Raw genomic sequence first — 22,665 nt, forward strand, 5'->3', positions numbered from 1 at the left:
ATCGGTATGCTCCGTCAGGGTGAACGACCAGGTTCGGTGGCGAAGATCTACCTACCCTCGGCGAAATGCAGGGTGACCATACGCTCGGGAGGGGCCGACGATGACGACTGACCCGGGCGTGTCCGGCGCCCCACGGTTCGACGTCGTCCTCCGGGGATACGACCGCCGGCAGGTCGACGAGCACGTGGCTCGTCTCCAGCGCGCCGTCGCCAGGATGCGGGCCGATCTCGAACTGGCGCGCAGCCAGCCGATTCCCGTGGTCTCGTCTCCCTCCGGCGGCCCGTCACCGGGGCAGGCCCCGCCCGGTGCGCGGCCCCGGCCCACCCCGCGTCCGCGGCCCGGCGGCCCGATGCCGCACGGCGAGTCGCCCGACATGATCGGGAACTTCACCGATCGGATGCAGAGCATTCTGCAGGCCGCCGAGGAAGAGGCCGCGGAGATCCGCAAGAAGGCCAGGGTCGCCGCCCGCGCCGAGGAGGACAAGGTCCGGGCCCAGCTCGCCGACCTGGTCCGTCAGCGCGACGCGATGGTCGCTGAGCTCACGCGGATGCGCGGCCAGCTCGAGGGCATGCTGGCGGCGCCAACGGCCCGCATCACGCTGCCACCCCGCGACGGTGCACCGCAGGCCGCCCGGCCACGGGACACCGCCGTGCCGGGTTCGTCCCAGCCGGCCGGCTCCCACGGTGCACCGCACCAGGGGTCCTCCGCGTCCGCGCCCCCTGCCGCCGGACCGCCCTCCTCGGGCGCCCCTCGCGGCGCAGGCACGCCATCGGGCGGGCAGGCCGCCAGGAGTGGTGACGGCCCTGGCAGCCACGGCTCGAGGCCTGGCGGCGTACCCGCCGCCGACGGAGCGCAGGGCGGCCCGGCCCGGCCCGCGCAGGGCGCGCCCACCCGTTCCCCGTCCGGTTCGTCCGGCGGTACGCCGAGTGGATCGGCCCGCGCCGACGTACAGACCCTTCCCCCGCCGTCGAAGCCCGTCCCGCCGGGCGATCCGACCGGCGCGGTTCCCCACGTCGCAAGCGACCCGCGCCCCGTCGACCGTAGCTCTGCGGCATCCGGCAAGCCTGCCGCCCACCGGCTTCCCTCCGGCGGCTACCAGGCGGTCGGTGCGGCGGCGGGCGAGCAGTCCGGATCGATGCGTCCGACCACGGAACCCGAACCGGAGCCCAGCGAGCTGTTCCGCCCCCCTGCCGGGGGCCGCGAGGACAACGAGCCGCAGACCAGCGCGGTGCCGCACGCCACCCGCTCCGGCCCCGCTCCGGGGGCCGAGCGCACCACGGTCGTGCCGACCGTCCGGCCCGCCGACAAGCGCGGCCCGAGTGCCGGCGGCGACAAATCCGCCCGGAAACCGGTCCCCCCGGACTCAACCGTCAAGGTGAATTCGGTAAGGCCGCCGAGCGGCTCGGATGCAGGCAGGCCGGCCCCACCGCACGGCCCCGGTCAGGGCCGTTCGGAGCAGCAGAATGCGCCGTCCGACGAGGTGAAGGACGGTCGGCGCGGCGAACGCGGGCCAGGTGCGGGAGGCGGTTCCGATCGCTCGGGACGCTCCGCCTCGCCGTCACGTTCGGGTTGATTTCGATTGCGCACAGTGAGCTGAATTCGCGTACGGTCCGCATCCATGCAGCTGCCCCTTTCGACGAACGGGCTGGTCCCGGTGGGTGTGGGCGTAGTGGTCGCCCTCGCCCTCGCCCTCCTGATCGTGTTCGCGATGAGACGCAGGCGCCCAGTGGGCGCCCCACACATCCGGGATCGCGGTATGCGCGACTGGACCGGATTGGAAGCCCAGCACGTTCTCGCCCCGCCGCCGCCTTCGGCGATGCCGGCGGTCCAGTGGTCCACGGGCCTGGCCACGCCGCAGGCACCCAAGGACGCTCCGGTGCGCGGGTGGGCGGAGGCGGCGCCCAAGGGCTACCCGGACTCCGCCCCCGACACCGGCAACGTGTCCCGGGCGGCAGACGGGCCCTCAGGTGTCACCTACCCCGTCGCCGGACCGGGCACAGCCGCGGCGCCACCCTCCGCCCCGGCCGACAACAACCACACCGTGCGGCCGTTGCTCAGCTCGCTCGACGCTGCGTCGCGGAGCGGGTTGGGCTCCCGGACCAACGCGGCGGACTCCGCCGGTTCCGGCCGCACGGTGGCGGCTGCGGTGGCACAGGCGTTCGCCGTCCGTGCGGCGGCCGTCCGTAACGGTCGCCTGGAGCAGATTCCGGGCACGCCCGACCGGAACGGGTCCGCCGCTGTTTCCGCCACCCCGCCTGCGGCTGTCCCGCCGCACTCCGACCCGTCCGCGGCGAGCGCGCCGGTGCCCGCACAGCCGTCCACCGCGCAGGCCGACGTCCGCGACCGGCTGCTCGCGGTGCTGCTCGAGGATCCGGCCCGGGCGGTCGGTGCCACCGCCGAGCTGGAGGCGTGCCGAAGCCGGCTCCAGGACGTGCTGCACCGGCTAGCCAGCAGCGGTCTGCGCCCGGAGCAGCTCGCACGCCTCGTCGAGCTCCCGGTCGAGGAGGTACGCGCGATCCTCGCGTCAGCCGCCGGTTCCCCCGCTCACTAGCCGGCGATGCGGCTCAGCCGGGCCGAGAGGTGGGGCTGCAGGGGCTGGCCCTCCATCGCCCGCTCGTCGACGTAGGCCAGGTCCCCGCCCTCGACGAGCCCGTACAGCCGATGCGACGCCGTCACCTCCTTGGCGGAAGCCGTGCGCACTATCGCGTCGGCCTCGATCTCCCAGGACGTCAGGTTGCGTGCGCGGCCGTAGAAGATCTCGCTGATCCCGGTGGCGTGGGTGATGAGCACCTCGAGCTCGCCGTCGGGCTGAGGCCGCCAGAAGCCGGTCTCCCGCGCCGCAGAACGCAGCACCTCGCCGTCCGGGCCGAGCAGCCACGACCTGGACTCGTAGGACACGAACGGACGCCCGTCGTGGGCGAACACGATCTGCTGCCCGTAGGCGTACGGGCCGTCGATCGTCGGGTAGACGACCTCGCCCGCGCCGCGCCACACGCCGATCAGGGGGAGCAGGCCGAGGCACTGCTCGTGCAGGTCGGGGCCTTCCCGAAGGTTCGCGGTGTCGTCCGGGACCGGGAGGTCGTCGAAGCGGGGCCGGTTGCGCTGCGGTGAGTCGGGCGCGGCGTTGGCTGGACCGGTGATCTGGCCGGGCAGCTCGGCCTCCGGGCCCGTCACGGAGCGACCTCCCGGGTGACGTCAGGGGTGCCCGGTTCCGTCGTGAAGAGCCGCCGGAGCAGGTAGCCGGTGAACGCCGCGATGCCCGCGCTGGCCGCGATCAGCAGACCTGAGAAGAACCAGTTCACGGGCGCGCAGCTTAGCGTCTCGTGCGTGTGGCGAGCGGTGCCGGGCGTGGCACAGGAAGGCCCCGGGCGCCATGACGCGGCACACGGGGCCTTCCGGCTCGTTGCTGGTACTACGACGCCACCGCGACCTCGGCCTGGTGCAGGCCAGGGCCGTCGGCGCTGAGCACGGTCTCGCCGTTGCCAGAACGGGACAGTGCGCGCAGCGTCCACGTCCCGGGCGCCGCGAAGAAGCGGAAGTCCCCGCCTGCCGACGCGACAACCTCGGCGGTGAACTCACCCGTCCCGTCGAGCAGGCGGACGAACGCCCCGGGCACGGGCAGACCGTCGGCGACCACTCGGCCGGCGAGCACGGTCTCCTTGGTCAGGTCGGTACCCGGCGGCAGTGCGACCGCCTGGTCGGGCGCTCCGCACATCAGCGGGTCACCTCCAGCTCGATCGGCACGCCGACGAGGGAGCCGTACTCGACCCAGCTGCCGTCGTAGTTCTTGACGTCGCTCCGGCCGAGCAGTTCGTGCAGCACCACCCAGGTGTGCGAGCTGCGCTCGCCGATGCGGCAGTAGGCGATCGTCGCCTTGCCCTCGTCGAAGCCTGCCTCGCCGTAGAGCGCCGTGAGCTCCTCATCGGACTTGAAGGTGCCGTCCTCGTTGGCCGCCTTGCTCCACGGGATGTTGATCGCGGAGGGCACGTGGCCGCGCCGCTGCGACTGCTCCTGCGGCAGGTGCGCGGGCGCCAGGATCTTGCCGGAGAACTCGTCGGGCGAGCGCACGTCGACCAGGTTCTTCTTGCCGATCGAGTCGACGACCTCGTCACGGAAGGCCCGGATGCTGAGGTCCGGCTCCTGCGCCGTGTAGGTGGTGGCGCTGCGCTCGGCGACGTCGGAGGTGAGGGGGCGCCCGTCGAGCTCCCACTTCTTGCGGCCGCCGTCGAGCAGCTTGACGTTCTGGTGGCCGTAGAGCTTGAACTCCCAGTACGCGTAGGCCGCGAACCAGTTGTTGTTGCCCCCGTAGAGGACGACGGTCTCGTCGGTGCCGACACCCTTGGCCGACAGGAGCTGCTCGAACTGCTCCTTGGTGACGACGTCGCGTCGCACCGGGTCCTGGAGATCGGTGGTCCAGTTGATCTTGACGGCACCGGGGAGGTGGCCGCCGTCGAAGGCGGTGGTGTCCTCGTCGACCTCGAGGAAGACGATCCCGTCGGTGCCGAGGTTCTTCTCGGCCCAGTCTGCTGTGACCAGGACGTCCTGACGGCTCATGCGGTGGCTCCCTGTTGGTTGTTCTTCCGGAAACGGGCGATGACTGCGTACAACTCGCAGCCCAGGCAGAAGCCGAAGGCGGCGTTGAGGAAGGCGGCGGCCAGTGCGAGCGCGGTGGCGACGATGCCGAGGCCGGTGAGACCGGCGAGGTAACCGACAGTACCGATGACGGCGAACACCAGGCCGACGGTTTGCGAGAACCGCACAGGGGCGGCCTCTTCCCGCTCCGTGGGCGGTGTGAGCCGCGGTGCGACCAGCAGCCGGAACAGCACCGCGTACGGCGAGAACCGGAGGCCGGCGATCGAGCCGAGCGCGAACGCGAGTGCTTGTGCGCCCAGCAGCCAGCCGCTACCGCTGATGAGCACCAGCGCGAGAACGAGGGTGGTGAGTGCCGCCGAGAACCGGACACCGCGCCGATCGACGGGTGGATCGCGGCGCGCGGGGGTGGCGGGTCTGGACATGGGGATGCTCCTGAGGATGGGTGCGAGGGGACGCGGTTCTCAGGAGGTGCGACAGAGGCAGCTACCGACGCGGCACAGATCGACTGCGCGTCGTCGGGTCAGCGGCCAGCACACGGGGGCGAGGGTAACCGAGGATTGCGACTTTCGGGAGCGGGGTGTAGCTGCGCATATCGCCCGTGTGGTGGGGGAACGGCTCAGATCGGCCCCGTGCCGGTCAGGCGGGGCGCGATCGCGGCCTCCAGTTCGGGGAGCCGGGGTACGCCCGAGACACGGAGCAGCTCCGTCCCGTCCCGGGTGAAGGCGACCACCGTCGGCGTCCGCATCACCGAGAGTTCGCGGGCGACATCGGGGCGCTCGGCGACGTCGACCTCGCGGTGCACCACGCCGGGGCGGCGTGCGGTGAGCTCGGTCAGCAGCTCCGCCGTGCGGCGGCACGGGGTGCACACGGGGGAGGACAGCTGCAGCAACAGGACCTGGTCCGAGGCGGCGGGGGCGGCACCGGTGAGCGCCCATCCGCCGGACGTGGCGCCGCCGGTGCGCATCCGGCCGGCGCGGGCCCGCACCACCAGACCCACCACCGTGGCGAGCGCGAGCGTGCCCACCAGGACCAGGAGACCGGTGTCACTGATCATGCCCGGTGGCAACGCGACGGGTGCTCGGCTTAGTCCCGCTTGTCCGGATCAGGACGGTGTCGGCGCACCGAGGGTGAGGTTGCGGGCCGAGCCACTGATCTCGAGCTGCCCGTTGTTCGCCCGCAGCGCGGTGGGGGTGACCTGCAGCGGGAGCGAACCGGGGTCGATGCGCACGGTGAACAGCTGCTGCAGGGTCCGCTGGATCGCCTGCGGCACGGGCTGGTTGTCGTCGCCGAGGCGGATGTCCTGCGGGACGATCTGCGCCTGGCCGCCGTCCAGCTGCAGCTCGGCGATGACCGAGACCGGCGTCTCCTGGCCCAGGAACGAGCCGGTGCCCGAGAGCCGGGCGACGTTGTCGGGATCGAGCCGCGTGAGCGACGGATCGCCGCCGTCCTCGACGGCCTGCTGCAACGCCTCGTCGTCGAGCGAGTCGATGCGGAGGTCCTTGATGCCCGGCACGAGCCGTTCGACGTCGGTGGCCGACACGCTCACCGTGCCCTCGGCGTTTCCCACCTGCAGTGTCTTCGGGCCGGAGCCCAGCAGCATCGACAGCGGCGCCGTGACGTTGCGGAGCTGCGCCGAGACGTCGAGCTCTTGCAGCTGTCCGACGCGGATCCGGGTCGCGTCGACATCGATGCTGCGGTACCGGCCCGACAGCGCCTGCGTGAGGAACGGGAAGCCGTTGATCCGGACCGATGGGTCGTCCACGAGTCCGATCTGCTGGCGCATCTCCCGCGACACGGCCGACTCGGCGAGGGCGGCGGACCCGTAGTCGACGGCCACGAGCAGCCCGACCAGCACGAGCAGCCCGATGACCACGCGCTTCATCCGACCTCCGACCCTGGTGCCCGGCGCTCTGCCGGGGTGCGGGGTCCGACCGTAGAGCCGCCGCCGTCGGCGCGTTCGCCCGGGATGGCACTCGACGCGGCGGTGAGCGCCCACACGGCGATGCGCTCGGCGAGTTCGGGGCCGGTGCCGCTCTCGCCGTGGCCCTCACCCGGCTCGGTCCACAGCTCCGCGTGGCCCCCGGACGCCGCGACCAGGGCTTCGGCGTGCGCCGCGGAGAAGTAGTGGTCGCCCGCGAAGTGGACGAGCAGCAGCGGCACGGGAGCCACCGCCGAGACGACCTCGACCGGTGAGGGCGGCACCACCTCCCACGCCGAGTCCAGGCGCACGCCGAGCAGGCGGCCGACGGCGCGGCCGTGCGGCTGCTCCAGCAGCCAGTGCACCCGCCGCATCGCCGGGGTCTCGCGGGAGTACCAGCGCGCGGGGCCGCTGACGGCGACGACGGCGTCGGGACGGGCCGTGCCGGCGGTGGCCTGGCGCAGCGCCACCGCCCCGCCCAGGGAGAAGCCGACCGTGGCCACCCGGGAGTAGCCGGCGTCGCGGGCCCACCGCACGGCCGCGTCGAGGTCGAGCAGCTCACGGTCGCCCACGGTGGTGCGCCCGCCCGACTGCCCGTGCCCTCGCATGTCGAGCGCGACCACGGGCGCCTGCTTGCTGAGGGCTTCGAGCACCACCCGGGTGACGGGTCGGCGGGTGTGGTGGGTGAACCCGTGACACACGGCGATCGCCGTGTCCCCGCCCGGTCCTGGGAGGTGGATTCCGGAGAGTGAGACGCCGTCCGAGGTGGTCACGTTTAGCGCATGGTGCGTGACCTGCACCGCGCCGCTCTTCCGATCGGCCCTCACCCGGTTATCCTGCATCGATCCGCGTGATGTGTTCCGACCGGGTCACGCGGGTGTGAACGGTGCGTCAGCGTCGCCCGCCGTGATCGGACGAGGGGTGCCGCTCCGGCGCCTCGGCTCCCGGTGTGGAAAGGAGGCACCACGTGGAACTCCTTCTGCTGACCGCCGATCCCGATCCGGGATCCGTGCTGCCGGCCCTGACGTTGCTCCCCCACGGGGTCCGCACGGCCGCGCCCGAGGTGGCCGCGCTGCTGGACGCCGGCCCGCACGACGCCGTACTGGTGGACGCCCGCACCGATCTCGTGGCCGCGCGCAGCCTGTGCCGCCTGCTCGGCAGCACCGGCATGGACGTGCCGGTGATCGCGGTGCTCACCGAGGGCGGCCTGGTGGCGGTGTCGGGTGAGTGGGTCGTCGACGAGATACTCCTGCCCGGTGCCGGGCCGGCCGAGGTGGACGCGCGGCTGCGGCTGCTCAAGTCCCGCCCGGGCGGAGACGCCGGCCGCGACGGCGGCGCGCTGGTGCTCGGCGAGCTGGTGATCGACGAGGCCACGTACGCGGCCCGCCTGCGCGGCAGGCTGCTCGAGCTCACCTACAAGGAGTTCGAGCTGCTCAAGTACCTCGCGCAGCACGCAGGCCGCGTCTTCACCCGCGCGCAGCTCCTCCAGGAGGTGTGGGGCTACGACTTCTTCGGCGGCACCCGCACCGTCGACGTGCACGTGCGGCGGCTGCGCGCCAAGCTCGGCACGGAGCACGAGCAGATGATCGGCACCGTGCGTAACGTCGGCTACAAGTTCGTCCGGCCCAGCCGTGGCCACCTGGGCGCGCCCGCGGTCAGCATCGTCGACGACGACGGTGGCGACGACGGCGAGGAGACCGACCGGGTCAATGGTCGTGTCTCGGGTGTCGCCGGGCTGGCGTGATCGACAGCAGCTCCACGTCCTGTCCCGGGGTAGCGGGGTAGCGTCGCGTCCGTGACCGATCTGTCATGGCGTGCCGGGTTGAACCAGCCCACGATCGACGAGGTCACGGCCCTCGCGGCCGCGGCCACGAAGGCGGACGGCACGGCGCCGTTGGGCGAGCACGTGCTCCTGCACCTGTCCGACGACACGGCCGTGCACCTGCTCGCCCGGGATCCCGCCGGTGCCCTCGTGGGGTTCGCCCAGCTGGACCTGACCGACCCGGAGGAAGGCGGTGTCGCCGAGCTGACGGTGGATCCCGAGCACCGCCGGGCCGGCCTCGGCACCCGCATCGTCGAGAAGTTGCTGACGCGGACGGAGAACGGGCACCTCCGGATCTGGGCCCACGGGCAGCATCCGGGCGCGGTGGCCCTCGCCGCGCGCCTCGGGTTCACCCCTGCCCGGGTGCTCTGGCAGATGCACCGGAGCCTGCGTACCCCCGTCGCCGAGCCCGAGTTGCCCGCCGGGGTGCGGTTGCGCTCCTTCGTGATCGGTTCCGACGAGGCGGAGTTCCTGCGCGTCAACAACGCGGCGTTCGACTGGCACCCCGAGCAGGGCGGCTGGGACATCGAGCAGATCAGGATGCGCGAGACCGAGCCCTGGTTCGACCCGGCGGGCTTTCTGCTGGCGGTCGACGAGTCGGACCGGTTGCTCGGCTACCACTGGACGAAGGTGCACGACGGGCCGGGCGAGCACGGGACCGAGCCGATCGGTGAGGTGTACGTGCTGGGCGTCGACCCTGCGGCCTGGGGCAAGCGGCTGGGCGCGGCGCTCACACTCGCCGGGCTGCAGTACCTGCGCGACCGCGGCCTCGGCGAGGTGATGCTCTATGTCGAGGCTGACAACACCGCGGCTGTCCGGGTTTACGAACGTCTCGGATTCACCCTGTCGGGCACCGACGTTTCTTACGCGCGGTGACAAGCGTTCACCGCGCGGCAACCATTGTGGCCGAAGGCACGATCACGTCTCCGCAGGTCACAGCAAGATCACGGTGCCCGTTTGAGCGATTCATGGCCTATCGCCTTTACGCTGTTCACTCCGCGTTTACCTGATCGGGGGAGTGTGTCAACCCCGCTTACCTACCGTCGCTGACGTACGGCCACCCCGAGCCGTACGTCCCCGGTCAACGGGAACTCATGACGGAGGAACACAGGTGAAGACCGTGCGGCACGGAGCACGTGCCCGAATCGCCGCGGTGGGTATCGCCGCCAGCGGCGCCCTGCTCATCGCCGGCTGTGGAGCGGCCAACGAGTCGGCTCCGTCGGGCGATGCTGGTGGGTCGGCTGCGCCGAGCGTCTCCGGAACGATCGCCGGGGCCGGATCCAGCGCGCAGCAGGCTGCTCAGGAGGCGTGGATCGCCACGTTCACCGGCCAGAACGCCGACGCGAACATCACGTACGACCCCAGCGGCTCGGGTGCGGGACGCACCCAGTTCCTCGGTGGCGGAGTGGCCTTCGCGGGTAGCGACGTCTACCTCAAGCCGGAGGAGCTCACCCAGGCCAACGCGCGCTGCAAGAGCGATGTCGTCGAGGTGCCGGACTATGTCTCGCCGATCGCGGTGATCTACAACATCGAGGGCGTCAGCAACCTGCAGCTCGCTCCGGCCACCATCGCGCAGATCTTCGACCGGAAGATCACGAAGTGGAACGACCCGGCGATCGCCGCCGACAACCCCGGCACCACGCTGCCCGACCTCGCGATCACGCCGGTCAACCGCTCGGACAAGTCCGGCACCACGCAGAACTTCGCCGAGTACCTGAAGGGTGCCGCCGGCTCTGCCTGGCCGTACGACGTCAGCGACACCTGGCCGGTGCAGGGCGGGGAGGCCGCCCAGGGCACCTCGGGCGTCGTCGGTGCGGTGAAGGCCGGCAACGGATCGATCGGATACGCCGACGAGAGCCAGGCCCGTGACATGGGCCAGGCCAAGGTCAAGGTGGGCTCGGAGTACGTCGGCCCCACTCCCGAGGCCGCGGCGGCGGTGCTCGACGCCTCTCCCCGGGTGGACGGGCAGGGCCAGTCCGCCTTCGCCTACAAGCTCGCCCGGGACACCACCGCGTCGGGTACCTACCCGGTGGTGCTCGTGTCCTACCTGCTGGCCTGCTCCAAGTACCCGGACGCCGCCACGGCGGACCTGGTGAAGGCCTACCTGAACTACGTGGTCAGCTCCGACGGCCAGTCCGTCGCCGCCGACAAGGCAGGAGCTGCTCCGCTCAGCGACTCGCTGCGCTCGCAGATCACCCCGGCGATCAACGCCATCGCCGCCGGATCTTGAGCTCTTCGTCACCTAGCCGCCGGGACCGGGCGATTGTCACGATGACAGTCGTCCGGTCCCGCCGGTGTGTTCCTGCCCACCCGTAGAGGGGATGCCGTGACCACGACCACCGAGAAGGTCATCGCGAAGGCGCCGCCGAAACCGGTGCTGCAGTTGGGTGACCGAATCTTCGCCGGCTCCGCGAAGGGCGCCGGGATCCTCATCCTCGTGGTGCTCGCCGGCGTCGCCGCATTCCTCGTCGCGCAGGCGATGCCCGCGATCGTCGCGTCGCCCGCCGACCTCCCCGGCGGGAAGACCCTCGTCGCGTACATCGGCCCGCTGGTGTTCGGGACGATCCTCGCCGCGCTGATCGCGCTCCTGATCGCCACCCCGCTCGCGGTGGCGGTCGCCCTGTTCATCACCCACTACGCGCCGCGCAGGCTCGCCCAGGGCCTCGGCTACCTGATCGACCTGCTCGCCGCCGTGCCGAGCATCGTCTACGGCCTGTGGGGCGTCGCGGTGCTCGCGCCGGCCACGCTCGGGCTCTCCACGTGGCTCAACACCTACCTCGGGTGGCTGCCCTTCTTCGCCGGCCCGGTGTCGGTCACCGGCCGCACGATGCTGGTAGTCGGCGTCACCCTCGCGGTCATGATCCTGCCGATCATCACCGCGGTGGCCCGCGAGGTGTTCCTGCAGACCCCCAAGCTCCACGAGGAGGCCGCCCTCGCACTGGGCGCCACCCGCTGGGAGATGATCCGGATGGCCGTGCTGCCGTTCGGCCGGTCGGGGATCATCAGCGGCGCGATGCTCGGGCTCGGCCGCGCACTCGGCGAGACGATGGCGGTGGCGATCATCCTCTCCGCGTCCGGCGCCGTCACGTTCAACCTGATCAGCTCGGACAACCCGTCGACGATCGCCGGCAACATCGCGCTGCAGTTCCCCGACTCCACCGGGCTGGCCGTCAACACGCTCATCGCGTCCGGTCTCGTGCTGTTCGTGATCACCCTGCTGGTCAACGCGCTCGCCCGCTACATCATCAACCGACGCCGCGAGTTCTCGGGGGCCAACTGATGTCCATCGACACCGAGCGCCAGCAGAGCGGCGCACAGGTCACCGACCCACCGGTCCCGTCGCTCGTCCGCGCGGAACTTCCGACGTGGGCGCCATGGGCGGTGCTGGGCGGCTCGTTCGTCCTGATCGGCGCCCTGCTCGCGGCCACCGGTGGGTTCAGCATCGGCATGCTCGTGATCGCGTCGGCGGTGGTCTACGCCGTGGCCACGTACGTGCTGTCCCGAGTCGTCGAGGGCGGCCGCAAGGCCACCGACCGGCTCGTCACCATCGTGGTCACGCTGGCCTTCCTCATCGCGCTCGCGCCGCTGGTCTCCGTGGTCGTCACCGTGGTGGGCAACGGTCTCGCCCGGTTCGACGTCGAGTTCTTCAACTCCTCCATGCGCGGGGTCATCGGGGCGGGCGGCGGCGGGTACCACGCCATCGTCGGCACGCTGATCATCACGGCGCTGGCCGCGGTCATGTCGATCCCCGTCGGCCTGCTCACCGCCGTCTACCTGGTGGAGTACGGCAAGGGCAGGCTCGCCAGGGCGATCACCTTCTTCGTCGACGTCATGACCGGCATCCCGTCGATCGTGGCCGGCCTGTTCGCCTTCGCGCTGTTCGCGCTGTTCTTCGGCCCGGGCGTCCGGCTCGGCTTCGCCGGATCCGTGGCGTTGAGCGTCCTGATGATCCCGGTGGTCGTACGGGCCACCGAGGAGATGCTCAAGATCGTGCCGAACGAGCTTCGGGAGGCGGCGTTCGCGCTCGGCACCCCGAAGTGGCGCACGATCATGAAGGTGGTCATCCCCACCTCGATCGCCGGCATCGCGTCCGGCGTCACGCTCGCGATCGCCCGCGTCATCGGCGAGACGGCACCCCTCCTGATCGTGGCCGGCCTCACCACCGGCCTGAACTTCAACCCGTTCGAAGGGCGGATGGCCACGCTTCCGGTGTTCGCCTACACCTCGTACGCGGCGCCGGGCGTCCCCCGCGATCCCTACCTGGACAGGGCGTGGACCGCTGCGCTCGTCCTGATCATCATCGTGCTGGTGCTGAACCTCGTGGCGCGGCTGATCGCCCGCCTGTTCGCCCCCAAGACCCGATAAGAGGAGCAACAGTGGGCAAAGCGATCGACGCCAAGAACCTGAACATCTACTACGGCTCCTTCCTCGCCGTCGAGGGCGTCTCCATGGCCATCCGCCCCCAGACGGTCACCGCGCTGATCGGCCCGTCCGGCTGCGGGAAGTCGACCTTCCTGCGGTCGATCAACCGGATGCACGAGGTGATCCCCGGCGCGCGCGTCGAGGGCAGGCTGGAGCTCGACGGGAAGGACCTCTACGGGCCGGGCATCGACCCCGTCGGGGTGCGCCGCCAGATCGGCATGGTCTTCCAGCGCCCCAACCCGTTCCCCACGATGTCGATCTACGACAACGTCATCGCGGGCCAGCGGCTGAACAACAAGAAGATGAAGAAGGACGCCACCGACTCGCTCGTCGAGCAGTCGCTGCGGGGCGCGAACCTGTGGAACGAGGTGAAGGACCGCCTCGACAAGCCCGGCTCGGGCCTGTCCGGCGGCCAGCAGCAGCGCCTGTGCATCGCGCGTGCCATCGCGGTGCAGCCCGACGTGCTGCTGATGGACGAGCCGTGCTCGGCGCTCGACCCGATCTCGACGCTCGCGATCGAGGATCTGATCAACGAGCTCAAGATGGATTACACGATCGTCATCGTCACCCACAACATGCAGCAGGCCGCCCGGGTCAGCGACTACACCGGGTTCTTCAACATCGAGGGCACCGGCAAGCCGGGGCACCTCGTCGAGATGGACGAGACGAAGACGATCTTCTCCCAGCCCAAGGAGAAGGCCACAGAGGACTACGTCTCGGGTCGGTTCGGCTGATCACCGCGGCGGGACCGGGCGCGCTCAGATCGGGATCGCGTCCGGCTCGTCGCCGGTGACCGCGTAGACGGTCTGGTTGGCCACCACCACCGCGTGGTCGGCGAACCGCTCGTAGTACCGGGCCAGCAGCGTGATGTCGACGGCCACCGGCACGCCGTGCGGCCACGACGGGTCCATCAGCACGGTGAACATGTGCCGGTGCAGCACGTCCATCGCGTCGTCGTCGGCGTCGAGCTCAACGGCCAGCAGCACGTTGCGGGAGCGCACCACCTCCGCGGCCTTGAGCGCGAGCTGCACCGCGAGCGCTCCCATGCGGGCGAAGTCGTCCCGGACCTCGGGGGGCAGCGCCGGGCCGGGGTGACGCATGCACACCACCTGCGCGACATGCAGCGCGAGGTCGCCCATCCGCTCGATGTCGCTGGAGGCGCGGATGGCCGACACCACGGTCCGCAGGTCACCCGCGACCGGTGAGTGGAACAGCAGGGCGTCGGTGGCAACCTCCTCGACCCTGGCTCGCAGGCCGTCGATCGCCGAGTCGCCGTCGATCACCTGCTCGGCGAGGCGCACGCGCTGGTCGAGCAGGGCTGTGGTGGCACGGTTCAACGCTCCCGCCGCGGCACTGCACATCTGGCCGAGCAGCTCCGACAGCTCGCTGAGCAGGTACGGCAGCGGCAGAGGAGGCACAGCGGAAGAGTAGGGCCTTCCAGTGGGAGCAGAGATGAACGACCGGTGAAGCAGGACTGTCAGACTGTCAGCGGCCCGGGCATCCGGCCGGTGACCACGTAGACGATCCGGCGCGCGACGGCCACGGCGTGGTCGGCGTAGCGCTCGTAGAAGCGCGCCAGCAGCGTGATGTCGACGGCCGGCCCGACACCGTGGCTCCAGTGCCGGTCCATCAGCACCGTGAAGATGTGCCGGTGCAGGTCGTCCATGGCGTCGTCGTCGCTCTCGAGCTGCGCCGCGGTGGACAGGTCGCGGCTGCGGATCACATCGCCCGCCTTCAGCGCCAGTGCGACCCCGACCCGGCCCATCTCGGCGAAGTACGGAGCGACCTCGGCGGGGAGCACCGGCTGCGGGTGGCGGCGCCGCGCGGCCTGCGCCACGTGCAGGGCGAGGTCGCCCATCCGCTCGATGTCGCCCGCCCCGTGGATGGCCGAGACCACGATCCGCAGGTCGGTGGCCACCGGCGCCTGCAGCGCGAGGAGGGCGAAAGCCCGCTCCTCCGCCGTGGCCCGCAGGTCGTCCACCCTGATGTCCTCGGAGATCACCTCTTCGGCGAGCTGGAGATCGCACTCCAGCAGAGCGCGGGTGGCCTTCTGCATCGCGTCGGCGACCTGGGTGCACATGCCGGCCAGGGCTTCGGCAAGTTCGTCGAGCTGCTCCTGGTAGGCATCACGCATATACCGAGGGTAGAGGTGAGTCGGACATTTGGCTCTATGGGCAGGTGAACCAATGGTGAACGAAGTTCGCCGAATCACGGACATGTAGCGGTGGCCGCGGTGACGGCAGGCCCGTCGTCCTGCAGAGCGACCGGCTCGGCCGGTGCCCGGACCACGTCGTCGAACGAGCGGCCCAGCACGAGCTGCAACTCGCCGGAGGTGCCCGGGTCCGGAACCGACGTCGCGGAGGGAACGGTGCTCGCGAGCAGGGCGGCGGCGGCCGCCTGGTCGGGGGAGAATCGGATCACGGTCTGCGGGGTCGGCTGATCGGCGTTGCCGACCTCACCGACGCTGAAACCGAGCGAACCGAGTGTCTCTCCGACCTGACCGGCGAGGCCGGCCTTGTCCGACGCGTTGAGCACCGAGACCTTCACGTCGGCAGGCGACGGTCCGGTGTTGGCGGCGTCGGGGTCGCGGGCCTGCTCGGGCAGCGGGGAGTCCTGCCGCAACGCGGTGAACAGCTGCGCGGCGTCGGTGTCGCGGAGCACGGACCGGCCGGGGCTGTTGGGGTCGCTCGCCGTGGGCGCGACCGCGAACTGGATCCCCTCTGCGTCGAGCTTGTGCAGCGACGTGGCCAGCGCCAGCACCTCGTCGACCCCGGCGCCGTCGGCGACGACGGCCTTGCCGAGTGCGGGCCGAAGAGCCGCGAGCCGTCCGACGTCGAGCAGGCCGGCCCCGGCCACGGCCTTGTTCAGCACCGAGGCGAGCAACTGCTGCTGGCGTTCGATCCGCCCGGAGTCCGACGAGGGGTCGCCCTGCACCTCCGTTGCGCGCGCGAAGTCGGCGGCACGCACGCCCTCGAGCGTGGCGGCCCCGGCATCGGGCACGACCGGGCCGAGCACGCCGTCCACCACGGGTCTGGTGACGCAGACGTTCGCGCCGCCCACCGCGTCCGCCATCGCGCCGAGGGAGTCCAGGTCGACGCCGACGTACTTGGTGATCGCGAGCCCGGTCAGCTGCTGCACGACCCGGGTGACGCACCGGGGCCCTCCGACGTCGAGCGCCGACAGCAGGTGCGTCCTCGCCTGGGCAGGCTCGGTCTTGTCGAGGTAGGAGGCGGAGCCGGCGTCCCAGCGCTCGCAGGGGGGCCGGTTGATCTCGAGGTTGTTCGGGACGGACAGCACGGCGAGCGGGCCGCCGTCCGCCGGGATGTGGGCGACGGTGACGGTGTCCGCGTCGGCCCCGGTCGCCCCGGGGACGGCTCCGGGGGCGGCCTCGGTCGCCGCGGTCGCCGCGGAGGCGCCGTCCGACGCGACGATCAGCACGTTCTGGTCGCCCTGCTGGGCGTCACCGTCGACGACCGAGCTCGAGTCGGGGTCCAGTGCCGCCGCGTTGCGGATGGATGACTCGAGCCAGCCCTTCGTGCCCCAGCCGACCGTCGTCGTCGCGAACACCAGCAGTGCGGCCACACCGGCCAGCACCCGGCCCACCGTGATGCGGGGCCGGCGTCTCGGCACCACCTTCGGCTCCGGCTCCTCCTCGCCGTCGCGCGCAGGCAGGGAGAGGCCGGCATGAGCGGCGGTGAGCCTGGTCAGGGTCTCGTCGATGTGCGAGGCGCGGTTGCCCATCTCGGAGTCCCGGTCGGACCGGCGAGCGCGCTCGGCCTGCTCGCTGCGGTCCAACGCCCGGCTCGACCCGGTCGCGGACGAGGAGGGGCGGACCCGGGTGGTGCCCTGGTCGACGCCAGGACTGGAGATCGGCCCGCTTGTGTCGGGGTCGACGCGCGGGGCGGCGGCGCGGACGCGGGTGGTGGCCTCGGCGGGTGGCGGGGCTGGGAGGTGGCGGCGTCCGGGGTCGGAGATGGGGCCGCCGGTGTCGGGTGCGGTGCGGGGTGTGCCGGGTCGTCCGCTCGCCGGTGTGGGCGGTGGGGCGCTGCGGCGTCCCGGGTTGGAGATGGGGCCGCTGGTGTCGGGGTCGATACGCGGAGGCGTGGCGCGGACCCGCGTGGTGGCCTCGGTGGGTGGCGGGGGTGGGAGGTGGCGGCGTCCGGGGTCGGAGATGGGACCGCTGGTGTCGGGCGCCGTGCGGGGGATGCCGGGGCGGCCGCCTGCGGGCGTGGGCGGTGGGTCGTTCCGGCGTCCCGGGTTGGAGACGGGGCCGCCGGTGTCGGGGTGGATGCGCGGAGGGGTGGCGCGGACCCGGCTGGTGGCCTGGTCGACGGCGGGCGCCTGCGGTTGCGCAGGGCGGCGCGCGGCGGGTGGTGGCACTGCTGCCGGAGACCCGGACGGGGGTGTCCGGGGTCGGTGCGGGGGTGCCGGGTGGTCCGGCATCGGCCGGCTCCGGGTGCCGGCCCGGTCGGAACCATGGCGGGCGGGTGGCACGACACCGTGGCCGAGGTCGGTCCCCTGGTCGGGCACGGCGGCCCGACCGTGCCGGGCTCCCGGTCCGCGGCCAGGTTCGGCCGGATCCGCCGCGGGTGCGCGGTAGGGGGGAGGCGAGTCGGCCGCCCGCCTCCGCCGGCCCCCGCCCTCGCCGCGGCGGGGTGCGGGGTCACCGAGTGCGGGGCTCCAGGGCTCCACCGGCTCGCTCCGCGGCGAGCCCGCTGTCCGGGGTGCGTGCCGGCCGGCGTCGGAGGGAGGCCCGGGAGGTGGGGGGACGGCAGCGTGGCGCCCCGAGTCGGACGTGCCTCCGCCGTGCCGTGGTTCGGGCGGGTCCGGGAGGGCACGCCTGCCGGAACCGCGCGCCGGTGGAGAGCCCGGGGACCGGTAGGCGGATCCGTCGGCATCGTCCCGGCGTGTGGAATGCCGGGAGACGGGCGGGAGCGCACTGCCGGGATCCGAGCCGCGTACGTGCTGTCCCGGAGCCGCGGGCGGTGGCGGACGTCGGCCCGCCTCACGTTCCTCCGCGGCCCGCCGGCGCGCGGCCCGCCCGCCCTCCGGGGCCGGGGGAGCATCCTCCTCGGGCTCGGAGCCGAGCAGGCCGTGCCGCGAGAGGACGTCGTCGGGTTGCTCGGGGGCCCGCCTACGGCCGCCGGGTGGGGTGGAGCGCCGAGCACGGTGCGGACCGTCCTCCACGCCACCTCCTCGGGCACGAACAGGGGGCGGGCACGGGTGTCACCCGGACCCGCCCCCCCGTGGTCTCAATCGTGACCGAGCTTACGGAGCTGAACCGGTTCGATCACAAGCGGGTGTCGGCACGCGCGCCGGATCCCGGGATCAGGCGTCGACCACCTGCTGCTCCGGCGAGACGGACCGCTCCGGTGTGCTCGTCCCGGTATGCGACGGCGTTACGACCCGCGTGCTTCGCGCCGTACAGGAGCGTGTCGGCCATGCCGACGAGCCGCTCCAGACCGGCGACGGGGCCCGACGTGTGCGCCACGCCGATGCTCACCGTCACGCGCAGATCCCGGTCCAGCTCGTCCCAGGGATGCCGGTCGATCCGGTGGCGCGCGGCCTCGCAGATGCTCACGGCGTTCAGCAGGTCGCGGCCGGGGAGTACCAGCGCGAACTCCTCGCCCCCGTAGCGCGCGCAGAACGCTCCGTCGGGCAGGCCGGTGTCGAGCTCGGTGACGAGCCGCTGCAGCACGCGGTCGCCGAAGGGGTGGCCGTAGGTGTCGTTGATCTGCTTGAAGTGGTCGACGTCCACCAGCGCGATACAGATTCCGGCCGTGCGCGTGAACGACGGGTCGTCGAGCAGCGTGACCAGCCGTTCATCGAGGTAACGCCGGTTGTAGCTGTCGGTGAGGCAGTCCCGGCGGCTCTGCTCACGGGCCTCGGCGTGCTCGCGGCGGAGCCGGTCGAGCTCGTCCGGGACGTGTCCGCCATGCAGGAGCCGTACGGCGGTGCGCAGGTGCTGGTACGCCTGTTCCCAGCGCCCGGCCTCGGCGAGCTCCTCCGCGACGGCGGTGTGCCGCGCCGCGGCGTTGGCGGCGGTGGTGGGGGGCTCCGTCCTCGTCGGCGTTTCCGGGGGCGGTATCCCGTCCCGCGTGTCGTCGAGCGAAGCCGTACGCACCGTGACCACCACTCACCTCCCCGTTGCTGGTGGTGTCGTCGAGACGCATGGTGCTCTTGAGGCGACGCACCCGTTCGCGGGCGCTTCCACCCGTCCGAGCCGCTCGCCCTCTGTGATCATGTCACTACCAGTCGGAGTATCAGCCGCCGGAGTGCTCCAGCTCCGCTCCGAAGGGAACCGACGGGTCGTCGGGGTCGTCGAGCCAGTGCTCCGGCAGTACGACCCGCCCCGGCGATCCCTGACGCCCGCGGGGGCCGTCGGCCTCGGCCGGGAACTCCTGGTGCGCGTCGAGCTGGGCGAGCAACTCGTCGAGCTCGTCGATGCTGCTCACCAGGCCGAGCGCGCGGCGCAGTTCGGAGCCGACGGGGAAGCCCTTGAGGTACCAGGCGATGTGCTTGCGCATGTCGCGGATGCCCTTGTCGACGCCCATGTGCTCCTGCAGGAGCACGGCGTGGCGGCGCATGGTGGCCGCCACCTGGCCGAGGGTCGGCGGGGTGGGCAGCGGACGGCCGGCGAACGCGGCTTCCAGGTCGCCGAACAGCCACGGACGACCGAGGCAGCCCCGCCCGACCACGACTCCGTCGCACCCGGTCTCCGCCACCATCGCGACGGCGTCGGCCGCACTGAAGATGTCGCCGTTGCCGAGCACCGGCAGGTCGGCGGGCAGGGCGTCCCGGAGCCGGGCGATCGCCGACCAGTCGGCCGTGCCGGAGTAGCGCTGCGCCGCGGTGCGCGCGTGCAGCGCGACGGCCGCGACACCGGCGTCGACGGCACGGCGGCCGGCGTCGAGATAGGTGCGGCGCTCGTCGTCGATGCCGATGCGCATCTTGATCGTGACCGGGATCCGTCCGGCGTTGTCCACGGCGGCCCGGACGATGGACTCGAACAGCCGCCGCTTGTACGGCAGGGCCGCGCCACCCCCGCGCCGCGTGACCTTCGGGACGGGGCAGCCGAAGTTCAGGTCCACGTGATCGGCCAGGTCGCGCTCGGCGACCATGCGGACGGCCGCGCCCACCGTCGCCGGATCCACCCCGTAGAGCTGCATGGACCGCGGGTTCTCGTCGGGATCCATCGCGATCATCCGGAAGGTCAGCGGGTTGCGTTCCACGAGCCCGCGAGAGGTGATCATCTCGCAGACATAGAAGCCCGCCCCCTGCTCACGGCACAGGCGCCGGAACCCGGCGTTCGTGATGCCGGCCATCGGCGCCAGCACCACCGGCGTTTCGGACGCGTACGGGCCGATGCGCAGCGGCTTCGGGCGCGCGGAGACGGCAGTAGGGACACTCACGCTGCCCCATTGTCCTCCCCGTCAGAACCTGACGGTGATGCAGGCGGCCCGGCTGCCCGCCGTGCCTGCCACACCGGGCTCGACAGCGGTCGGCATGGCGTGGATGACGATCGACCCGGGCCGCCGGTCGCCGGGAAGCTGCCAGGCCACGGTGTTCTCCACGCGGCCCGTCCCGTCCTGGTCGGTGAGGAAGTCGAGCCAGATCTCGTTCTGGGGGTTGGCGTAGCGCGGGTCGACGCTGGGCTGCACGGGGTCGACGACGTTCTGGAAGTGCGGACCGGCGTCCGCGCCCGTCGCGCCACAGGGGTTGGTGTGGACGTGTGCGCCGTAGCGCCGGCCCGGCTCGAACCCGAGCACCTCCAGCCGGACATAGGTGATCCCTCCTCCGGACCTTGCGTCCACGGAGGCGAACGCCCCCACCTTCACCAACCTCTGGTCGTAGGTGATGGCGGGACCGGGCCCCGCGGTGAAGCTGGCGGCGACCTGGACGTTGCGCGAGCCGACCCCGGGAGGCGGGGACAGCGTGGCAGTGGCGGCGCTGCAACCGGACACCACCAGCGCGCCGAGGACTACGGCGAGAACGGATCGTGGGGAGCGCATGGGTCGAGAATGGGGCTTGACGTGCGGTAACGATGACCGGGTCCGGGTACTACGACCGAGTGACGCGCGCGCCCCGAACCGGGAGCCGTAGTCTGGTGCAGGCCGCCGCGCTCACCGCGCGGCGACGCCGGGGCCTCTAGCTCAACAGGCAGAGCAGCGGACTTTTAATCCGCGGGTTCAGGGTTCGATCCCCTGGGGGCCCACTAGGTCTGACCTGCTGTTCCCACCTCCTCGGGCAGCATGGCTGCCTGCGGATTCGTCCGGGTGGTCACAGAGTGGTCACCTTGAACTTTCAGGTGACGTCAGTGGGTTCGCCGTACAGCGCCTGCTCGACCTCGTCGAGCGTGAGGCCTTCACGAGGACTCGACCTTGGCGCTGAGCTGCGCGTCTGAGTCGGTTCTCGCGAACCTTCGTGCCGCTGTCCATGCTGGAAACCACACCCCGTTCCCCGAAGCCGACGGCAGCCTCCCCGCCGGCTACAAGTTCGGGCTCCACCGGGTCGAGCCGTGACCGCTCCACCACTGGCGGTGGTCGACTACGGCGTCGCCGTCCACGAGAGCGCGCACGTCGTCACCACGGCCTGCCTCGGGCTCCGGTTCAGCAACGTCGTGCTCACCCCGGGCCCGGACGCAGAGTTCGGAGGCCTGGTCCGCGGCGACCCCGACGAGCTCGAACGGCGACCCCTCCTCTACGCGGTCAGCCTCGTCGCCGAATCCCGGCTCACCGGGCAGCCCCTCGAGGTCCTGGCCGAGTCCTGCGGCTCCGTCGACGTCGCCTTGGCCGACGAGCTGGTCCGCACCATCCACCCGACCGGCGCGCACCACCTCATCGGCCGCGGCGACCGGCTCGTCACCGCCAACGCGCTCGCCATCACCACCGTCGCCGCCGCCCTCCGGGAACACGGCCGGCTCGACGAGGACCAGGTCCACGCCATCGTCCGCGCCACCCCGGCCGCGGCACAACCTCTCCAGGGAGAACCCCATGACCACCGACATCCGGACCCGCGAATGGAAGTACCGCTCGGTCCCGTTCGCACTCGCCCGTCAAGCCTCTGCCGCAGCCGTCGCCAAACACGACGCCGCCGCGCTCCAGGAGCTCGCCGCCGAGCAGGACGCCGACGCCGCCACCGTCACCGCCGCCGCCGCGAAGCTCGACCACGACCGGCTCGCCGCCGTCGTCGGGCACCTCCTGCTGGAGGACCTCACCCCGGACGGCGCGCTGACCGCAGCCCCTGCCCGGGGACGTTCATCGCGCCGGCCAAGCCCTCCACACCGGCACAGCGGGCGGAGCAGCAAGCACGAATCCGCAGGACCTATGTGGCCGGCCAGCAGCAGGCACGGCAGCGTCGCCTCGCGGCGGAGGCACGCCGATGACCATCGCGCAGCCGGCTGCCCCGTGGTTCGCAGAGGAGCTCCTCGACGCGGCCGACAGCGCCACAACCGCCGCGTTGTCCCCACCCGGTGACCCGTTCGACGTGGTCGCTGTCCGGGACGTCGTCGAGCAGTGGGCAGCCCAGCGCGGCACCAGCCGGCTCGTCGACCTCACCGTGGCGCTCGCCCTCTCCCGCGCCGAGAACCTCGAAGCATTCGCCAGGTTCGGCGGAGCACCCGAAGACGAGGTCGCCGACGCGATCCGGGAGTGGCTGTCTGAAGCGCGCTGACCACTTGTCTGGGCGGCTTTTCGCTGGACGCATCGGAGCCGTCCCCATCGATCCGGAGGTCTCGTCGTGGCCCGCGTCCGCCAGGCGCGCCGGTGTCGTGCTCGTCGGAGCGATAAGCAGCCGTGCCGCGCCTACTCGATCCGGGGTGGCACGACGTGCATGGCGCACGGCGGCTCGGTCCGGCGGGTCCGCCAGGAGGCGTCGATCCGGTGGGAGGAGCAACGGCTCCGGCGCGGGT

General features: G+C 72.0%; 24 protein-coding genes and 1 tRNA gene. 10 read left to right on the top strand and 15 right to left on the bottom strand.

The genetic code is table 11. From position 1 onward, the window contains the following. Positions 1-100: 100 nt before the first annotated feature. Positions 101-1,573: a DivIVA domain-containing protein gene (locus tag AC5L35_RS20930; RefSeq protein WP_495061358.1), complete on the top strand. Its 1,473-nt coding sequence runs from the start codon at positions 101-103 to the stop codon at positions 1,571-1,573. Positions 1,574-1,618: 45 nt separating this feature from the next. After that, the gene (locus AC5L35_RS20935; protein ID WP_495061359.1) at positions 1,619-2,551 is read left to right on the top strand and encodes a hypothetical protein; all 933 of its coding nucleotides are present in this window, start codon (positions 1,619-1,621) and stop codon (positions 2,549-2,551) included. On the opposite strand, the gene AC5L35_RS20940 is transcribed toward AC5L35_RS20935, so the two are convergent. The 8 genes from AC5L35_RS20940 to AC5L35_RS20975 all read right to left on the bottom strand — a co-directional run bounded on the left by AC5L35_RS20940 (position 2,548) and on the right by AC5L35_RS20975 (position 7,284). Continuing rightward, positions 2,548-3,153 (bottom strand): heme-binding beta-barrel domain-containing protein, encoded by a 606-nt coding sequence (locus tag AC5L35_RS20940; RefSeq protein WP_495061606.1) that lies wholly within the window; start codon positions 3,151-3,153, stop codon positions 2,548-2,550. The two genes, AC5L35_RS20935 and AC5L35_RS20940, sit on opposite strands and share 4 nt — an antisense overlap. A 17-nt stretch (positions 3,154-3,170) precedes the next feature. Continuing rightward, entirely contained in the window at positions 3,171-3,302 is a 132-nt protein-coding gene (locus tag AC5L35_RS20945; RefSeq protein WP_495061360.1) for a hypothetical protein, read from the bottom strand. A gap of 110 nt (positions 3,303-3,412) precedes the next feature. Then, positions 3,413-3,715 carry a DUF1416 domain-containing protein gene (locus AC5L35_RS20950; RefSeq protein ID WP_495061361.1) on the bottom strand — a complete coding sequence of 101 codons (303 nt, stop codon included), beginning with the start codon at positions 3,713-3,715 and terminating at the stop codon, positions 3,413-3,415. After that, a complete protein-coding gene (locus tag AC5L35_RS20955) occupies positions 3,715-4,554 on the bottom strand; it encodes a sulfurtransferase (protein WP_495061362.1) in 840 nt (279 codons plus the stop codon). Before AC5L35_RS20955 ends, AC5L35_RS20950 begins: the two co-directional genes overlap by 1 nt. Beyond that, complete coding sequence (locus AC5L35_RS20960; RefSeq protein ID WP_495061363.1) at positions 4,551-5,015, bottom strand: DUF4395 domain-containing protein; 465 nt, start codon at positions 5,013-5,015, stop codon at positions 4,551-4,553. The genes AC5L35_RS20955 and AC5L35_RS20960 overlap by 4 nt, the downstream gene beginning before the upstream one ends. A gap of 194 nt (positions 5,016-5,209) precedes the next feature. Continuing rightward, the gene (locus tag AC5L35_RS20965; RefSeq protein WP_495061364.1) at positions 5,210-5,647 is read right to left on the bottom strand and encodes a thioredoxin family protein; all 438 of its coding nucleotides are present in this window, start codon (positions 5,645-5,647) and stop codon (positions 5,210-5,212) included. A gap of 48 nt (positions 5,648-5,695) precedes the next feature. Further along, positions 5,696-6,475, bottom strand: coding sequence for an LmeA family phospholipid-binding protein (locus tag AC5L35_RS20970; protein ID WP_495061365.1), 780 nt, complete (start codon positions 6,473-6,475; stop codon positions 5,696-5,698). Next, on the bottom strand, positions 6,472-7,284 hold the full coding sequence (locus AC5L35_RS20975; RefSeq protein WP_495061366.1) for an alpha/beta hydrolase family protein: 813 nt from the start codon (positions 7,282-7,284) through the stop codon (positions 6,472-6,474). Before AC5L35_RS20975 ends, AC5L35_RS20970 begins: the two co-directional genes overlap by 4 nt. A 194-nt stretch (positions 7,285-7,478) precedes the next feature. Here AC5L35_RS20975 and AC5L35_RS20980 point away from each other — a divergent pair, with 194 nt between their 5' ends. The 6 genes from AC5L35_RS20980 (at position 7,479) to pstB (ending at position 13,489) form a co-directional block, all read left to right on the top strand. Continuing rightward, positions 7,479-8,255 carry a winged helix-turn-helix transcriptional regulator gene (locus tag AC5L35_RS20980; protein ID WP_495061367.1) on the top strand — a complete coding sequence of 259 codons (777 nt, stop codon included), beginning with the start codon at positions 7,479-7,481 and terminating at the stop codon, positions 8,253-8,255. Positions 8,256-8,306: 51 nt separating this feature from the next. Then, on the top strand, positions 8,307-9,209 hold the full coding sequence (mshD, locus tag AC5L35_RS20985) for a mycothiol synthase (protein ID WP_495061368.1): 903 nt from the start codon (positions 8,307-8,309) through the stop codon (positions 9,207-9,209). 244 nt (positions 9,210-9,453) lie between these two features. Next, positions 9,454-10,563, top strand: a complete 1,110-nt coding sequence (gene pstS, locus AC5L35_RS20990) for a phosphate ABC transporter substrate-binding protein PstS (RefSeq protein WP_495061607.1) — start codon at positions 9,454-9,456, stop codon at positions 10,561-10,563. 96 nt (positions 10,564-10,659) lie between these two features. Next, entirely contained in the window at positions 10,660-11,613 is a 954-nt protein-coding gene (pstC, locus tag AC5L35_RS20995) for a phosphate ABC transporter permease subunit PstC (RefSeq protein WP_495061369.1), read from the top strand. Between the two features lie 167 nt (positions 11,614-11,780). Continuing rightward, entirely contained in the window at positions 11,781-12,698 is a 918-nt protein-coding gene (gene pstA / locus AC5L35_RS21000) for a phosphate ABC transporter permease PstA (RefSeq protein WP_495061608.1), read from the top strand. A gap of 11 nt (positions 12,699-12,709) precedes the next feature. Then, a complete protein-coding gene (pstB, locus tag AC5L35_RS21005; protein ID WP_495061370.1) occupies positions 12,710-13,489 on the top strand; it encodes a phosphate ABC transporter ATP-binding protein PstB in 780 nt (259 codons plus the stop codon). 24 nt (positions 13,490-13,513) lie between these two features. Here the strand turns inward: pstB and phoU (AC5L35_RS21010) are convergent, their stop codons facing one another. From phoU (AC5L35_RS21010) to AC5L35_RS21035, 6 genes are all read right to left on the bottom strand, one after another. Next, on the bottom strand, positions 13,514-14,173 hold the full coding sequence (gene phoU, locus AC5L35_RS21010) for a phosphate signaling complex protein PhoU (RefSeq protein ID WP_495061371.1): 660 nt from the start codon (positions 14,171-14,173) through the stop codon (positions 13,514-13,516). Between the two features lie 59 nt (positions 14,174-14,232). After that, the gene (gene phoU / locus AC5L35_RS21015; protein ID WP_495061372.1) at positions 14,233-14,889 is read right to left on the bottom strand and encodes a phosphate signaling complex protein PhoU; all 657 of its coding nucleotides are present in this window, start codon (positions 14,887-14,889) and stop codon (positions 14,233-14,235) included. Positions 14,890-14,963: 74 nt separating this feature from the next. Beyond that, positions 14,964-17,285 (bottom strand): LCP family glycopolymer transferase, encoded by a 2,322-nt coding sequence (locus AC5L35_RS21020; RefSeq protein ID WP_495061373.1) that lies wholly within the window; start codon positions 17,283-17,285, stop codon positions 14,964-14,966. Positions 17,286-18,045: 760 nt separating this feature from the next. Then, complete coding sequence (locus tag AC5L35_RS21025; RefSeq protein ID WP_495061374.1) at positions 18,046-18,879, bottom strand: GGDEF domain-containing protein; 834 nt, start codon at positions 18,877-18,879, stop codon at positions 18,046-18,048. Positions 18,880-19,018: 139 nt separating this feature from the next. Then, positions 19,019-20,167: a tRNA dihydrouridine synthase DusB gene (gene dusB / locus AC5L35_RS21030; protein WP_495061375.1), complete on the bottom strand. Its 1,149-nt coding sequence runs from the start codon at positions 20,165-20,167 to the stop codon at positions 19,019-19,021. Between the two features lie 21 nt (positions 20,168-20,188). Beyond that, positions 20,189-20,767 carry a superoxide dismutase gene (locus AC5L35_RS21035; protein ID WP_495061376.1) on the bottom strand — a complete coding sequence of 193 codons (579 nt, stop codon included), beginning with the start codon at positions 20,765-20,767 and terminating at the stop codon, positions 20,189-20,191. 130 nt (positions 20,768-20,897) lie between these two features. Here AC5L35_RS21035 and AC5L35_RS21040 point away from each other — a divergent pair. Next, positions 20,898-20,970: transfer RNA gene (locus tag AC5L35_RS21040), tRNA-Lys, on the top strand. Positions 20,971-21,243: 273 nt separating this feature from the next. Here AC5L35_RS21040 and AC5L35_RS21045 read toward each other — a convergent pair. Continuing rightward, positions 21,244-21,696: a hypothetical protein gene (locus tag AC5L35_RS21045; RefSeq protein ID WP_495061377.1), complete on the bottom strand. Its 453-nt coding sequence runs from the start codon at positions 21,694-21,696 to the stop codon at positions 21,244-21,246. Between the two features lie 440 nt (positions 21,697-22,136). On the opposite strand from AC5L35_RS21045, the gene AC5L35_RS21050 reads away from it, so the two are divergent. Continuing rightward, positions 22,137-22,427 carry a hypothetical protein gene (locus tag AC5L35_RS21050; RefSeq protein WP_495061378.1) on the top strand — a complete coding sequence of 97 codons (291 nt, stop codon included), beginning with the start codon at positions 22,137-22,139 and terminating at the stop codon, positions 22,425-22,427. The last annotated feature ends 238 nt before the right edge of the window (positions 22,428-22,665 follow it).

It is taken from the genome of Pseudonocardia sp. OZ21, assembly GCF_059359135.1.

Bases quoted from the DNA above. Each gene is read 5' to 3' on its own strand.
- phoU (WP_495061372.1), bottom strand. From the start codon at position 14,889: ATGCGTGATGCCTACCAGGAGCAGCTCGACGAACTTGCCGAAGCCCTG.
- AC5L35_RS21050 (WP_495061378.1), top strand. From the start codon at position 22,137: ATGACCATCGCGCAGCCGGCTGCCCCGTGGTTCGCAGAGGAGCTCCTC.
- AC5L35_RS20965 (WP_495061364.1), bottom strand. From the start codon at position 5,647: ATGATCAGTGACACCGGTCTCCTGGTCCTGGTGGGCACGCTCGCGCTC.
- AC5L35_RS20970 (WP_495061365.1), bottom strand. From the start codon at position 6,475: ATGAAGCGCGTGGTCATCGGGCTGCTCGTGCTGGTCGGGCTGCTCGTG.
- AC5L35_RS20950 (WP_495061361.1), bottom strand. From the start codon at position 3,715: ATGTGCGGAGCGCCCGACCAGGCGGTCGCACTGCCGCCGGGTACCGAC.
- AC5L35_RS20935 (WP_495061359.1), top strand. From the start codon at position 1,619: ATGCAGCTGCCCCTTTCGACGAACGGGCTGGTCCCGGTGGGTGTGGGC.
- AC5L35_RS20930 (WP_495061358.1), top strand. From the start codon at position 101: ATGACGACTGACCCGGGCGTGTCCGGCGCCCCACGGTTCGACGTCGTC.
- AC5L35_RS21035 (WP_495061376.1), bottom strand. From the start codon at position 20,767: ATGCGCTCCCCACGATCCGTTCTCGCCGTAGTCCTCGGCGCGCTGGTG.
- pstA (WP_495061608.1), top strand. From the start codon at position 11,781: ATGCTCGTGATCGCGTCGGCGGTGGTCTACGCCGTGGCCACGTACGTG.
- AC5L35_RS20955 (WP_495061362.1), bottom strand. From the start codon at position 4,554: ATGAGCCGTCAGGACGTCCTGGTCACAGCAGACTGGGCCGAGAAGAAC.
- AC5L35_RS20960 (WP_495061363.1), bottom strand. From the start codon at position 5,015: ATGTCCAGACCCGCCACCCCCGCGCGCCGCGATCCACCCGTCGATCGG.